This is a genomic window from Actinomadura sp. 7K507, assembly GCF_004348425.1.
GTDB lineage: Bacteria > Actinomycetota > Actinomycetes > Streptosporangiales > Streptosporangiaceae > Spirillospora.
Map to the genome: position 1 here is coordinate 15,979 of NZ_SMKK01000111.1, position 12,618 is coordinate 28,596.

The following is a 12,618-nucleotide window of genomic DNA, read 5'->3' on the forward strand; positions in this document are numbered from 1 at the left end:
TTCACAGGGCGGCGCCCACGCTCTTGTAGGCGGACCCGGTCCCGTTGGCGAACTCGGCCATGCCCGAGTCGAAAGAGACCTGTGCCGAGTAGCCGAGTTCACGCCGCGCCCGCTCCGGGCTCGCCACGATGTGGCGCACATCCCCCAGGCGGTAGCCACCGGTCACCTGCGGTTCCGGTCCGCCATACGCTTCGGCCAGGGCATGCGCCATCTCTGCTATGGAACGAGGGGTCCCGCTGGCGATGTTGTAGGCCCGCGCCCCGCCCCCGCTTCCGTCCTTGAGCGACTCCAGGGCGAGGACGTTCGCGTGGGCCACATCCCGCACGTGCACGAAGTCGCGTCCCTGCCGCCCGTCCTCGTACACCAACGGCGGCTCCCCGCGCTCCAACCGTGAACGGAAGAGCGCCGCCACCCCCGCGTAGGGCGTGTTCAGGGGCATCCGGGGGCCGTACACGTTGTGGTAGCGCAACATCGCGACCTCGCCCCCGGTCATACGCGCCCAAGATGCGGCCAGGTGTTCCTGGGCCACCTTCGTGTCGGCGTACACGTTGCGCGGATCGGGGACGGTCTCCTCCTGAACGACCCCCGACTCCAGGGGCTCCCCGCAGACAGGGCACGCGGGCTCGTAGCGTCCCGCCTGCAACTCCCTCTCCGAGCGCGGGCCCGCCTTGACGTACCCGTGGGCGTCGCAGGTGTAGGCGCCCTCGCCGTACACGACCATCGACGACGCCAGGACGAGCCTTCGCACCCCCGCACGAGCCATCTCGGCCAGCAGAACGGCGGTGCCCTGCACGTTCACCCCCGCGTATGCGGGAAGGTCGAACACGTCCACGCCGAGGCCGACCATCGCCGCCTGGTGGCAGACCGCGTCCACGCCGCGCAGGCGGCGCGCCACCAGCCCGGGGTCCCGTACGTCTCCGGCTTCCGCACCCGCACGCGGATCGAGCCCGCGGACCTCGTGCCCGGAGGCCGCGAGGGCATCGGCGACGTGCGAGCCGATGAATCCGGCCGAACCTGTGAGCAGTACTCGCATGTGAACGAACGTATGGTCGCGGACTCACGGAAACGCGGTCGCGGCCCATCCCGTACGAACCTCGTAAGATCTGGCGCCGGCGATCGTCCCCGGCGGGGCGCCCGTCAGGACGTCAGCGGGAGACGCACGACGAAGCGGCAGCCGGTACCCGCGTTGGTCACGCCGATCTGCCCGGAATGCGCCTCCACGATGCCCCGCGCGATGGCCAGGCCGAGGCCCGCGCCGCCGCCCGGGGTGCGGGCGGTCTCGCTGCGGAACGCCACGTCGAACAACCGGGGCAGGTCGGCCTCGGGGATGCCGCCGCAGGCGTCGGCGACGGTCACGCACGCCATCCCCCCGTCCACCCCGCCGGTGACCTCGATGGCGCCGTCCGCGGGAGTGTGCCGGATCGCGTTGACGACCAGGTTGCGCAGGGCCCGTTCCATCTCGCCGGCGTCCACCTCGACGGGGGTACCGCGCCGGGCATCGCCGCGGAGCCGGACGCCCTTGGCGTCCGCCAGCGCCTCGGTGCCCGCGACGACCTCGGCGACCAGGTCCTGGAGCCCGATCCTCCGCCGCGACAGCCGCAGCGCTCCGGCGTGGATGCGCGACAGCTCGAACAGGTCGTCCACCATCTCCGACAGCCGGTCGGCCTCCACGCGGATGCGGCCGTGGTAGCGCGCCACGGTCGCGGCGTCGGCCACGACGCCGTCCTCCAGCGCCTCAGCCATCGCCCGCAGCCCCGCCAGGGGCGTGCGCAGGTCGTGGCTGACCCAGGCGACGAGATCCCGGCGACTGGACTCCAGCGCCCGTTCACGGGCATCGGCCTCGGCCAGCCGCCGGTAGGCGTCGTCCAGCTCGCGGGCCAGCTCGGCCAGCTCGGCGGGCAGGCGGGCGTCCGGCACCCGGTAGGGGTCATCGCGCACCGCCGCGACGAGGACGCGGTTCGCGGCGACGAGGCGGCGGCCCAGCAGCACCGACACCCCGGAGGCGACCGCGCCGGAGGCCGCGGCGACCGCGAGCACCACCGACCGGTCGTGGTCGTTCAGCACCATCATCAGCGTGATCACCACGATGCCGGAGACGGTCGCCAGGACGGTCGCCACGCCGACCAGGCCGAGCTGGGCGGCGATGGACCGGGCACGCAGCCGGTGCAGCAGCGCCAGCCCCGCCGCGGCGACGACCAGCGCCGCGATGGCCGCGTACCCGACCACCTTCAGCAGGTCGACCAGGGGGATCACGACGGCTCGCCCTCGACCGCGACCGGCTCGTAGCGGTAACCGACGCCCCACACGGTGACGATCCGCCGCGGCGCGGTCGGATCGTCCTCGATCTTCTCCCGCAGCCGCCGCGTGTGGACGGTGACCGTGGAGGTGTCGCCGAACGACCAGCCCCACACCCGCTCCAGCAGCTCGTCCCGGGTGAACGCCTGCCGGGGATGGCGCATCAGGAAGGCCAGCAGGTCGAACTCGCGGGCGGTCAGGCTCAGCGGGACGCGGCGCAACTCGGCCTCGTGCGCCCGCGCGTCCAGCCTCAGATCGCCGTCGAGTAGCACCCCGGTGCCGGCGGGGACGACCAGGCCGCGGGCACGGCGCAGCACCGACCGCACCCGCAGGGCGAGCTCGCGGGGGCTGAACGGCTTGGTGACGTAGTCGTCGGCGCCGGTCTCCAGGCCGACGAGCCGGTCGGTCTCCTCGCCGAGCGCGGTCAGCATCACGATCGGCACCGCGGAGGTCTCGCGGAGTCCGCGGCACACCTCCAGCCCGCTCATCCCGGGCAGCATGAGGTCGAGGACCACGAGGTCGGGCGGGTCGTCCAGTGCGCGCCGCAGTGCGTCACGCCCGTCGGCCACGCACTCGACCCGGTGGCCGTCGCGCACCAGGTAGCGGGCGACGACCTCGGCGACGGTGGGATCGTCGTCGACCACCAGGACGCGCCCGGTCTCCCCCTGCGGGCTCACCACGGCGACCTCGCAAGCGCACGTGGAAGCGGCCCGCCGGCCGGTTGCGCGGCCAGCGTCCTCTTGCCCTCTGGCGGGACTTGCACCATCACGACCGTCACCCGGGCAGAGTACGACAACCGGACTGTTCGACATCGCCGCTCGCGACCAGCAGTCCGGGCGGTGGCTAGTCGATGACGGCGGTGGCTTCGACCTCGACCAGGAGGTCCGGTTCCCCCAGCGCCGCAACGCCCAGCAGGGTGATCGGCTTGACCGGGTCGATGCCCAGCTTCGCCGCCGCCCGGCTCACTCCCTCACCCAGGAGCGGCATCATCGCGGGATCCCAGTCGACGACGTAGATGGTCAGTTTCGCCACGTCGCCGAAGGATCCACCGATCTCGGCCAGCGCCGTGCCGATGTTGAGGTAGCACTGCTCGACCTGAGCGGCGAGATCTCCGTCGCCCACCGGCCGGCCGTCGGCGTCGCGGGCGACCTGCGGGCCATGGCGAGGACGAAAGACGAGGTACGGGCAGGGCGTGCGGAGGCCCGCCTGGCCTTCGAACTGGGCAACGCGGTCCGGGAGCGGCGCCTCGCCTTGGGGCTGACGCAGACGGAACTCGCCGAAAGGGCCGGACTGACCCAGCCCGCTCTCTCCCGCTTGGAGTCGGGCGGCCCGACCCCGACGATCGGGGTCCTCGACCGGCTCGCACACGCCCTCGGAGCCAAACTCAAGGTGGAGTTCACCGACGCCGCGTAACGTCCACGACGTTGGCCATGTCTGTTTCCAGTGAGTTCTGCCCTCGGCCAGCGGTCTTGGTGCCGGTCGAAGCGGCGCTATTCGCGATTCAGGATCGCGGCGAGTCTGGCGTGCAAGTCCCGCAGGTCCGAGGCGTGGATATCGAACGCGTCATCGGCGCGAGGAGGATCGTCGTTCGGCCGCGGCACATAGACGGTGCGCATACCGGCGGCGGCCGCCGCACGAAGGTCCCACGCATGAGCGGCGACCATGAAGGGGGCGCCCGAGCTTGATGGCGCCGCTTCGATGGCCGTCTTGTAGAGGTCTTCGGACGGCTTGTAGGAGCCCGTGTCCTCCGCTGATATCAGCTGGTGCCAGCGCAGGCCGGAATTGCTGCTGAGCCCGGTAAGGGTGCGTCTGCTCGCGTTCGACAGCCCGAGCACCGCGAAATCGGCCGCGAGGCGTTCGATGCCGTCCCTGCTGTCCGGCCATGGTCGTAGCCGCTCGCTCGCGGAGGCCAGGCGGTTTACCGACGCCGACGGCAAAGCTCCTGCGCCGGCGAGGCGTTCGAGCGCCTCCCGATCGAGCTCGTGGCTCGGCGCGAACCCTCTGCGTCGTTCGGCGATCGCGCGTTCCTGCTCGGCGACACAAGCGAGCCAGTCCGTGACGATGCCCGATGCGGCGGCACCGCCAAGCCCCGTGGCATCGATCACCTGGGCTGTCAGGCCGCCGGTTTGATCGACCAGTGTGCCGAGGACGTCGAACACGAGAGCCGGGCGGTCGTCCGAGCGACGTTCACTGATCACGCGGTGACGTTACCAACCGAAGACCGCAGCGCCACGGACGACGCCGGCCACGTGATCGGACGCCGCCGCTGCTTCCCCGAGTCGCCGTACGGCGTGATGGCCGAACGGCGTCTCCTCCACCCCGGGCTTCCCAGCGGCTGCAGGCCCAGCAGACGGCCGCGACGAGGGCGAAGCCCGCGAGCACGTCGACGACATAGTGCTCGCCGGTGACGACGAGGACGAAGCCCATGGCCGCCGGGTAGGCGAGCAGGGCGATACGCGTGGTCCGGCCCCGTCCACGCCAGAACAGGGCGGGCACCAGCGCGGCGTGGGCGGCGTGGAGGGAGGGCATGGCCGCCACGAGGTTGACCGACGCCTGGCCGGTGTCGATCAGCCGCTCCGCCACGTCCACTCCGAGCAGCGACCAGCCCCGGCCCGCCGTGCGCTGGACCGGGCCGATGACGTCCAGGCGCGCGGCCATCCAGGGCGGAGCCGCCGGCACCAGGATGAAGATCGCCAGCGCGGTGACGGTCACGCCCACGTACCGCCGCGACCAGAAGAGCCAGCGGGCCGCGCCCCGGGTCCAGTGCCAGGCTCCGACGACGTACGGGACGACGAAGTGCGAGACGTAGACGACCGTGATCGGGACCTCCCACCAGACGGCGGTCCACGGCGGATGGCGGTAAAGGTGCTCCTGCAACCAGACCGTCGGCACCTCGCCCCCGAAAAGCGCGGACTCGATCCCGGCGATGGACGCCACGTGCACCGGCACTCCGAGCGCATCCGCCGCACCGCGGGTGAGGCCGTAGACGAAGAGCAGACCTGCCAGCGGGAGCCAGTCGACGAACACCCGACGTACCCTGCCGCCGCCGAGGGCCGTGACCAGGGCGAGTGTGGCAACGACCCAGGCCAGCACCTGAAGGGTGTCGAGAGGAACGCCCCGTGCGACCACCAGCCCGACCGCGGCCGCGATCCATACCGCGAGCGCGACAGGCCGCCACCAGCGCGTGTTCAACGGCCGGCCGGCCGCCGCCTCGTCCGCCACGCGGCATCCCTCCGGCGAGGGGTCACGGCCTACGCGCCCCGCCTGTCGGGTGCGCACTCACCGGAGACTAGGAGCTGAGGTCGATGCTGCACTGCACGTCCACGTACGAGAGGATGCGGTCCGCGGCTTTCTCGCTCTCGGGGGTCTTCTCGAATCTGCCGCTGTCGTTGCGCTCCAGCTCGACGGCCGTTTCGGTGCCTTCGAGCAACGTTGCCCACTGCGACTTGATCTCCTCGGGCGGGTCGATGTCCTTGACCGCCTCATGCGCGGGCGCCGCCTCTCTGCCTTCGCTCTCGAAGTAGCCCCTTGAGTCGAGTTGGACGTTGATGCGCTCCATCGACGCGCAGAAGTCCTCGACGCTGGCAACGCCGCCCTCGTCCCCTGTGGCCGCGTCTCCGCCATCGTCCCCGCAGGCCGCCAGCGTCCCGCAGGCGAAGACGGCGACGGCACCGGCCCGCAACAACGTGCCGGACAATCGCCGCGGTCGCGCATGCCCGCCGCCGGGCGCCGGAACGCCGAACTGCGCATCGCCCGCCTTGCCGGGATCGCGGTCGATCATCGAGATTCCCCTTCAAGTCGGCTGGCGGATCACATTATCGTTCAAGACCGACGAGTGGTTCCGGCCGAGAGACCAGGTTGATCACCAGGTAGAGGCCCCGGATATCGAGTCGGCCGACCGCGATCTGGCGCACCGCGCCCGCCGCTGACCGACCGCCCCTGCGGACCAAGGAGGAGGACAACGCCGGTCGGGCGGTCAACCGCGCGCTTCACACGATCAACCACGTCGGCGCGGGCGCGGCGAGGCTGATCCCATGACAGCCGCTCGATCATCGCCATCGTCCCCCGGTTCTCCGCCGCCCGAGGCCCCGGCGCCGCCCGGCGCCCGTTCGAACCGGTCGCCGATCGCCGCGCTCGCCGCCGGGATCGCGGTCCTCGTGGCCGGCGAGTTCCTGCCGGCGAGCGTGCTGCCCGCGATGGCCGCCGACCTCGGGCTCAGCGAGGGCACGGCCGCCCTGGCCGTCGCGGCGACCGCGATCGCGGGCGCGGTCACCGCGCCGAGCATCGCGGTGCTGCTGCCACGGACCGACCGGCGCACCGTGCTCGTCGGGCTCCTGGCGGCGGCGACCGTCGCGAACCTGGCGGTGGCGGTCGCCCCCGGCTTCGCCGTCCTGCTCCTCGGCCGCCTCGTACTCGGCATCGCCATCGCGGGATACTGGTCGTTCGCGTTCGGCGCGGGCACCCACGCCGTGCCCGGACGGGACCACGTGGTCTCGACGTCCATCGCACTCGGCGTCACCATCGCGACCATCGTCGGTGTCCCGCTCGCGTCCCTGGTCGGCGACGCGGTCGGCTGGCGCTCCGTGTTCGGCGCCGCGGCGGTCCTCAGCGCCGCCGCCGCCCTGGCCGTCGCCGCGACGCTGCCGCCGGTGCCTCCGCATCCGGCCGCCGGATTCACCATGCTCCGGTCGGCGCTCGCCAACAAATGGCTGATGGCCGGGGTGCTGGGAGTGGTCCTGGTCGCGTTCGGCAACTTCGCCGCCTACCCCTTCATCAGGCTCGCGATCGAGGAGGTCGACGCGGACGCCACGGTTTGGCTGCTGCTGGCCTGGGGCGTGGGCGGAATGGCCGGTAACCTCGCGGCCGGACGGTTCGCGGGCCGGTTGCGGGTGGTGGCCGCCGCGGCGCCGCTGCTGCTGGGCGGCGGCCTGCTGATCACCGTGGCCGCGACGTCCCTGCCGGTGCTGGCCGCGGGGGTCGTCCTGTGGGGCCTGGGCTTCAACATGGTCCCGGTCGCCACCCAGTTGTGGGTGACCCGCGTCGAACCTTTGCGCGCCGAGTCGGCCCTGTCGCTGCAGGTGACCGCGTTCCAGGTGGCGATCACGCTGGGGTCGGCGTCAGGAGGCGCACTCCTGGACGCGCACGGCGTCGCGACGCCCTTCCTGCTCGGCGCCGGATTCGCCGTGGCGGCCGGGGCGGTCTTCGCCGTCCTGCGCGTCCCGCGTGGATGACACGTCGCGCCAGGCCTGCGGCGCGACGCCATGGTGGGAAGAGAAAGCGCGGCTGAAGGCGGCTGCGGAACCGTACCCGACGGCGAAAGCGACGTACTCCACCGGACGTGAGGGATCGTCGAGCAGCCGGCGCGCCTCCCGCATCCGGACCTCCCGGAGCACCTCCGCGGGTCCGCGCCCGAGCGCGCGGCGGAACCGCTCGCCCAGCGCGGAACGCGACAGATGGACCAGGCGCGCCATCCCCTGGACGGTCCACTGCTCTCCCGGCCGGGCGGTCACCGCGGCGACCACGGCGGCGACGGCCTCGTCCGGCCGGGCGGTGTCGCGGTCCTGCTCCTCAAGCCAGGAGGCGGTCATCGCCGCACCGATCAGATTGCCGTAACTGGCGGCGAACAGGGACGGCCTGCCCATACGCTCGAGCGGACACTTCCCGACGAGCGCCGCGACGCCGTCATGCCGGGTGCCGAAGCCGCGAACGATCAGCGGGCTCGGCAGCCGATGGGCCGGTACGGCCAAGCGAAAGTCCCCGACCACCAGAGTCGACGGCTCCGTCGACGCGGTGACCCGGTAGGCGACACGGGCATCGACGAGGACCGCGTCACCTTCAGCGAGAAGGCTGGACGCCGATGCCGCCCCAAGCGTGACCTCACCCGCCAGCACCAGCCCCCACCACGAATCCGGCGGTGCGCTGAGCGCCATGCCGGCCGACAGCCGGACATGGCGCATGCTCGACATCTCCCACACCGGCACCAGCGAAGCGGCCCCTTCCGCCCCGGCCCGCGCGACATCCACGACGTTCGCCACACGATCTGCAGCACAGGCAGAACCACCCCCTATTCCCTCAAGGGCGGTCGTCTCCAGCAGAGCAGGCACCACTCGCGAACCGGTCACCACGGGCAACGGCAGCTGATCGACTGGCCGGGTGCGGCGGATGATCAAGTACGTACTTCGAGGTGCGCGGTTACCCTGATCTCAATGGTCAGGTCGGAGGGGGAGCGATGCGGACGGTGCGGCGGCCGGGATCGTACGTGTGCGGTATCGACTCGGCGATGGACGTTGTCGGGGGCAAATGGAAGGGACTGATCCTCTGGGCGCTGCACCAGCGGCCGCACCGTTTCGGGGAGCTGCGGCGAGAACTGCCCGGGGTGTCGGAGAAGGTCCTCACCGACCAGCTACGGGAGCTCGAATCGGACGGCATCGTGGCTCGTAAGGCGTACGACGAGGTGCCGCCGCGGGTCGAGTACTCGCTGACGCCGCTCGGCGAGTCGCTCAACGAGGCGCTGCTCCCGCTCGGTGCGTGGGGAAGCGAGCACATCCTCGGCCAGGTCCCCGGACGCTGACGTCACGGTCGCGGCGGCCATCCCCTCATCGGTGATCGGCTCGCGCCGGGCGCAGGAGTTCCCATCGGCCGCGAAGTGTCCGGTGCGAGGGGGCACCCACTTTTTTGTGCGTACTTGGCAGGGTGCGCCGACGGGGACCAACCTGGAGACGACGCGTTCAGCGGGGCCGTTCGACCGATGCGGTCTTCCAATAACCGGGTGCAGGGCGGTCCTTTCCTAGCCACCGATCACAGCGGTCGCGGCCGTCGTCCCGCAGAGTCCCGTGTTCTGAACGGGCGCTTGCGCGTCATCGCCGTCCTGCCCATCGCCCTCAATTGACTCTTCTGGAGTTGAAGCATGCCTGACCACTCTGCCGTCACCGTGATCGGTCTGGGACCCATGGGCCGGGCCCTGGCGGGCGCGTTCGTGAACGCGGGCCTGCGCACCACCGTCTGGAACAGGACCCCCGGACGGGACACCGAACTCGTCGAACGCGGCGCGATCCGTGCTCGGTCGCCCGAGGAGGCGGTCGCCGCGAGCGACCTGACCGTGGTGTGCGTGCTGGACTACGACGCGTCCGACGCCGTCCTGCGGCGGGACGCGGTCGCCGCCGCGCTCAAGGGACGCACCGTAGTAAATCTGACCGCCGATACGCCCGGCCGGGCCCGCGACACCGCGTCGTGGGCAGGGGACCACGGCATTCGCTACCTGGACGGCGCGATCATGTCGCCGACCGACACCATCAGAACGCCGGACGCGGTGTTCATCTACAGCGGCCCTGAGCGCCTCTACCGTGACCACTTGCCGGCGTTGGAGGCACTGGGCGGTACCCACAGCCATCTGGGTGAGGACATCGGCCGGGCCGCCGCGTACGACGTCGCACTCCTGGACATCTACTGGACGTCCATGTCGGGCTACGCGCACGCGCTGGCCGTCGCCAAGGCCGAGGGGATCACAGCGCGCGAGCTGCTCCCGTTCGCCCAGGGCATCGCCGCGATCCTGCCGCCCAGCTTCGAGGCGACCGCGGACGAGGTGGACCAGGACGACATCACCGGAGAAGGATCACCGATCGGCTCGACCGCCGCGACCATGGCCCACATCGTCCACACCTCCGAGGGGCACGGAATCGACGCCACCCTGATGCGGGCCGCCGAAGGCCTGGTCCGCCGCACCATCGCGACGACCGACGAGAACGACGGCTTCATGCGCGTCACCGAACTCCTCGGAAGAACGACCACCACACGCTAAAGAGCAGCGAACACATAACTGAGGGCGGCCGTGACCAGGTAGAGGCCACGGCCGCCTTTCACCCCGTCCCGCTTGACCTGCGTGGATACTGGCAGGATATGCCGGGCCATGGCCTCCCCCACCCCACGGCGCACCCCTCACTGGTGCGCCCCTCATCCCTCCGACACCGATCTACTCCCTCGCGATGGCCGCCGCCACCTGGGAATTCTGGAAGCCGTCGTCCGCCGGCAATGGAACCCGACCGACGGTCCCCCGCCACCAGAAGTGATCGCCGTGATCGACCGGCTCGCAGTGCTGCCAGGCCCCATCGCCACGCAGGTCACCGAGGCCCTCACAGGCGGCCTTTGGGTTGGTGTCGGCGCGGTGCCCGGGCTAGACCACTTCGAGCACCTCGCCGGACGACCCGTCCATCCCGGCTCGGCTGCGCTTTGGGACCACGTGCCGGGCGTGACCGACTGGGCGTCCCGGACCGTGGCGATCGGCACGGGAGCGCACGTCTCGGCGTCGCTCGTCGATCACGAGATCGGCCACGTGATCGAACGCCGCCGCCGCTTCGCCGAATCGGGCGAGTGGGAGACGATCATGTTCCGATGCCGGCCGCTGCTGATCGTCGAACGGTGGCTCGACCCACTCGAGTGGTGGGCTGAGGGATGGGCCATGGTGATCACAGGCCAACTGTCCCGGCTCGTCCGGACGCTGAGCGGTCATGAGCCGGTCGCGGAAATCGTCGCCAGGTACTATGTGAGGCACTTCGGGCTGGAGGTGTGATGACCAAGGCGGTGCTCAAGGACGGCAAGCTGCTGCTCTCGCACGAGGCAGGATGCGGCGCCACCGAGATCACTCCGGAGGATCCTCGCTATGAGGAACTCCACGCCGACGCCGTGGAGTTCGACGACCTCGCCGACACACCTGAGGAGAACGCGGCACTAGGCGCGCGGTGGCGTCGCAAGTGGGCACTCGAAGACCGCCGTACGGCGTGATGATCAAGTAGGCGGCCTACCCCCTGCCGACACTCTCCCCAGACGAGCCCCATCCAATAAGGGCAGGGGCTCGTCCCCGGGGGGTGCCTCAGGGGAGGTCGTGGGCGTTGGCCTTCACCCGGCTCGTGAATGTGCGCCAGTCAGCGTCGCCGAAGGCCAGCTTGGGCCCGTCCGGGTCCTTGGAATCCCGAACCGCGACCACCGGGGCGACACCGGCGACCTCGACGCAGGCGCCGCCCTCGTGGCCGCTGCGGCTCGCCTTGCGCCAGTTCACGGCTGACAGATCCGGTGCGGTCATCCGTACTCCTCCAGGACGTTCTTGATCAGGTTCCGCGATTCCTCGACACGGAGCGCGTCGCCTCGTAGTGAGTTGTACCTTACTGCGAAGCGCGCGACGGTTCGCGGGTCCTGGATGAGCATCCCTTGCCCCGCTATCTCTCCGTAGACGACGTCAGGCGCATTGAGGAAGCTCAGAATGGTGAAGCTTCCTGTGAGGCCCGGATAGTACCTCGCAGTAAGCGGGACGACGTCGATCGAGATATTGGAGCGTTCACCCAAGGTCAGGATGTGCTGGAGTTGCTCGCGCATGACGTCTGGGCCGGCGATGTCACGCCGTAGCGCCGATTCGTCGAGGGTGAACCACGCGTTGGGCGCGTTCTCGCGGGTGAGGACCTCCTGCCGCTTGAGGCGTTCGGCGACGAGTCGATCTGCGGTGTCTGGGTCCTGCTTGTGCCCGACGACCGCACGGATGTAGTTCTCGGTCTGGAGAAGGCCGTAGATCAGCGTCAGCTCGAAGTTGCGTAGCTGACTTGCCTCTACCTCACGCTCCACGAACTCGGGGAAGCCGGGTGGGAGGACGGCCTGGTAGCGGGTGTCGATGATGCGTTTCCACAGGCGGTGGAAGAGGCCGTTGGTCTTGAAGTAGGTGTCGAGGTTCTCGGCGAACTCCTTGGACGGGATGCTCTTGGCCGCCTCGACCTGGCTGATCCACTGCGGGGTGTAGCCGAGGGTCTCGGCGAGGGCCGTCTTGCTCAGTCCTGCTTGTGAGCGCCATTCGGCCAACTCGGAGGCGAATGTCTGAATTGCAGGGGCTTCATATGGTTCACTCCGCGATCCCATGGGAGGCTCCTTTTTGAAACCCGGCCCCGGGTTTCGTTGATCTTTCGGGGGGTCGAGCATTGGCCGCGGCGGCTTACTGGCCAGGGGCAATGCGTCGCTGTGATTCTTATAACACATTCACCGACAGCGAATCCGACCCTGGGGCCTTCCGTGAAAGACACATCTTCGTTCGATAACCCGGCTCTCGATCGCCTCCGGGAAGACTTTCCCGGATATCACATTTGGCGATCACGGCGATGGGACGGGCGTCTCGGGGAATACGTCGCCACGCTCATCGACCCGGCGGCCGGGGTGGACGCGACGGTGATGCGTCCCGACCCGGTGGAACTCCGGGCCGAACTGATGAGGGAGGCGTTCCGGGCACGCGGCACCACTCGGAACCTCCGGTGACGTAGCGGGACGGAGTGTCCTTCACGTCACCGGGGC

The 12,618-nt window shown here is 70.3% G+C and carries 16 protein-coding genes; 6 read left to right on the forward strand and 10 right to left on the reverse strand.

Annotation, left to right across the window (positions count from 1 at the left end):
- Position 1: 1 nt before the first annotated feature.
- The 4 genes from E1285_RS24215 to E1285_RS24230 all read right to left on the reverse strand — a co-directional run bounded on the left by E1285_RS24215 (position 2) and on the right by E1285_RS24230 (position 3,561).
- Entirely contained in the window at positions 2-1,033 is a 1,032-nt protein-coding gene (locus E1285_RS24215; protein ID WP_132155841.1) for an NAD-dependent epimerase/dehydratase family protein, read from the reverse strand.
- A 104-nt stretch (positions 1,034-1,137) separates the two neighbouring features.
- Positions 1,138-2,253: a HAMP domain-containing sensor histidine kinase gene (locus E1285_RS48230; RefSeq protein WP_132155843.1), complete on the reverse strand. Its 1,116-nt coding sequence runs from the start codon at positions 2,251-2,253 to the stop codon at positions 1,138-1,140.
- The gene (locus E1285_RS24225; protein WP_243723009.1) at positions 2,250-2,972 is read right to left on the reverse strand and encodes a response regulator transcription factor; all 723 of its coding nucleotides are present in this window, start codon (positions 2,970-2,972) and stop codon (positions 2,250-2,252) included. The genes E1285_RS48230 and E1285_RS24225 overlap by 4 nt, the downstream gene beginning before the upstream one ends.
- A gap of 166 nt (positions 2,973-3,138) precedes the next feature.
- Positions 3,139-3,561: a Rid family hydrolase gene (locus E1285_RS24230; RefSeq protein ID WP_207946778.1), complete on the reverse strand. Its 423-nt coding sequence runs from the start codon at positions 3,559-3,561 to the stop codon at positions 3,139-3,141.
- Between E1285_RS24230 and E1285_RS24235 the strand changes: the two genes are divergently transcribed.
- Entirely contained in the window at positions 3,454-3,708 is a 255-nt protein-coding gene (locus E1285_RS24235) for a helix-turn-helix transcriptional regulator (protein WP_132155872.1), read from the forward strand. The two genes, E1285_RS24230 and E1285_RS24235, sit on opposite strands and share 108 nt — an antisense overlap.
- 77 nt (positions 3,709-3,785) lie before the next feature.
- Here E1285_RS24235 and E1285_RS24240 read toward each other — a convergent pair whose 3' ends face one another.
- From E1285_RS24240 to E1285_RS24250, 3 genes are all read right to left on the reverse strand, one after another.
- Positions 3,786-4,493, reverse strand: a complete 708-nt coding sequence (locus tag E1285_RS24240) for a haloacid dehalogenase type II (RefSeq protein ID WP_243723011.1) — start codon at positions 4,491-4,493, stop codon at positions 3,786-3,788.
- Positions 4,483-5,517 carry a phosphatase PAP2 family protein gene (locus E1285_RS24245; RefSeq protein WP_165966735.1) on the reverse strand — a complete coding sequence of 345 codons (1,035 nt, stop codon included), beginning with the start codon at positions 5,515-5,517 and terminating at the stop codon, positions 4,483-4,485. The genes E1285_RS24240 and E1285_RS24245 overlap by 11 nt, the downstream gene beginning before the upstream one ends.
- Positions 5,518-5,584: 67 nt before the next feature.
- Positions 5,585-6,076: a hypothetical protein gene (locus tag E1285_RS24250; protein ID WP_132155849.1), complete on the reverse strand. Its 492-nt coding sequence runs from the start codon at positions 6,074-6,076 to the stop codon at positions 5,585-5,587.
- A 253-nt stretch (positions 6,077-6,329) separates the two neighbouring features.
- On the opposite strand from E1285_RS24250, the gene E1285_RS24255 reads away from it, so the two are divergent.
- The gene (locus E1285_RS24255) at positions 6,330-7,526 is read left to right on the forward strand and encodes an MFS transporter (RefSeq protein ID WP_132155851.1); all 1,197 of its coding nucleotides are present in this window, start codon (positions 6,330-6,332) and stop codon (positions 7,524-7,526) included.
- Here the strand turns inward: E1285_RS24255 and E1285_RS24260 are convergent.
- Complete coding sequence (locus tag E1285_RS24260) at positions 7,413-8,465, reverse strand: helix-turn-helix transcriptional regulator (RefSeq protein ID WP_132155853.1); 1,053 nt, start codon at positions 8,463-8,465, stop codon at positions 7,413-7,415. The two genes, E1285_RS24255 and E1285_RS24260, sit on opposite strands and share 114 nt — an antisense overlap.
- A gap of 59 nt (positions 8,466-8,524) precedes the next feature.
- Between E1285_RS24260 and E1285_RS24265 the strand changes: the two genes are divergently transcribed.
- The 4 genes from E1285_RS24265 (at position 8,525) to E1285_RS24280 (ending at position 11,073) form a co-directional block, all read left to right on the forward strand.
- Positions 8,525-8,866, forward strand: coding sequence for a helix-turn-helix domain-containing protein (locus E1285_RS24265; RefSeq protein WP_132155855.1), 342 nt, complete (start codon positions 8,525-8,527; stop codon positions 8,864-8,866).
- 336 nt (positions 8,867-9,202) lie between these two features.
- Positions 9,203-10,093, forward strand: coding sequence for an NAD(P)-binding domain-containing protein (locus E1285_RS24270; RefSeq protein WP_132155857.1), 891 nt, complete (start codon positions 9,203-9,205; stop codon positions 10,091-10,093).
- A 273-nt stretch (positions 10,094-10,366) separates the two neighbouring features.
- Positions 10,367-10,861 (forward strand): hypothetical protein, encoded by a 495-nt coding sequence (locus E1285_RS24275; protein WP_132155860.1) that lies wholly within the window; start codon positions 10,367-10,369, stop codon positions 10,859-10,861.
- Positions 10,861-11,073 (forward strand): hypothetical protein, encoded by a 213-nt coding sequence (locus tag E1285_RS24280; protein ID WP_132155862.1) that lies wholly within the window; start codon positions 10,861-10,863, stop codon positions 11,071-11,073. The genes E1285_RS24275 and E1285_RS24280 overlap by 1 nt, the downstream gene beginning before the upstream one ends.
- 88 nt (positions 11,074-11,161) lie before the next feature.
- Here the strand turns inward: E1285_RS24280 and E1285_RS24285 are convergent, their stop codons facing one another.
- Together E1285_RS24285 and E1285_RS24290 are read right to left on the reverse strand one after the other, a co-directional pair.
- Positions 11,162-11,371 carry a DUF397 domain-containing protein gene (locus E1285_RS24285; protein WP_132155864.1) on the reverse strand — a complete coding sequence of 70 codons (210 nt, stop codon included), beginning with the start codon at positions 11,369-11,371 and terminating at the stop codon, positions 11,162-11,164.
- On the reverse strand, positions 11,368-12,135 hold the full coding sequence (locus tag E1285_RS24290; protein ID WP_165966736.1) for a helix-turn-helix transcriptional regulator: 768 nt from the start codon (positions 12,133-12,135) through the stop codon (positions 11,368-11,370). Before E1285_RS24290 ends, E1285_RS24285 begins: the two co-directional genes overlap by 4 nt.
- Positions 12,136-12,618: the final 483 nt, after the last annotated feature.

Excerpts from the sequence above, each read along its gene's own strand:
- E1285_RS24215 (WP_132155841.1), bottom strand. The coding sequence starts at position 1,033 with ATGCGAGTACTGCTCACAGGTTCGGCCGGATTCATCGGCTCGCACGTC.
- E1285_RS24235 (WP_132155872.1), top strand. The coding sequence starts at position 3,454 with ATGGCGAGGACGAAAGACGAGGTACGGGCAGGGCGTGCGGAGGCCCGC.
- E1285_RS24250 (WP_132155849.1), bottom strand. The coding sequence starts at position 6,076 with ATGATCGACCGCGATCCCGGCAAGGCGGGCGATGCGCAGTTCGGCGTT.
- E1285_RS24255 (WP_132155851.1), top strand. The coding sequence starts at position 6,330 with ATGACAGCCGCTCGATCATCGCCATCGTCCCCCGGTTCTCCGCCGCCC.
- E1285_RS24265 (WP_132155855.1), top strand. The coding sequence starts at position 8,525 with ATGCGGACGGTGCGGCGGCCGGGATCGTACGTGTGCGGTATCGACTCG.
- E1285_RS24270 (WP_132155857.1), top strand. The coding sequence starts at position 9,203 with ATGCCTGACCACTCTGCCGTCACCGTGATCGGTCTGGGACCCATGGGC.
- E1285_RS24280 (WP_132155862.1), top strand. The coding sequence starts at position 10,861 with ATGACCAAGGCGGTGCTCAAGGACGGCAAGCTGCTGCTCTCGCACGAG.
- E1285_RS24285 (WP_132155864.1), bottom strand. The coding sequence starts at position 11,371 with ATGACCGCACCGGATCTGTCAGCCGTGAACTGGCGCAAGGCGAGCCGC.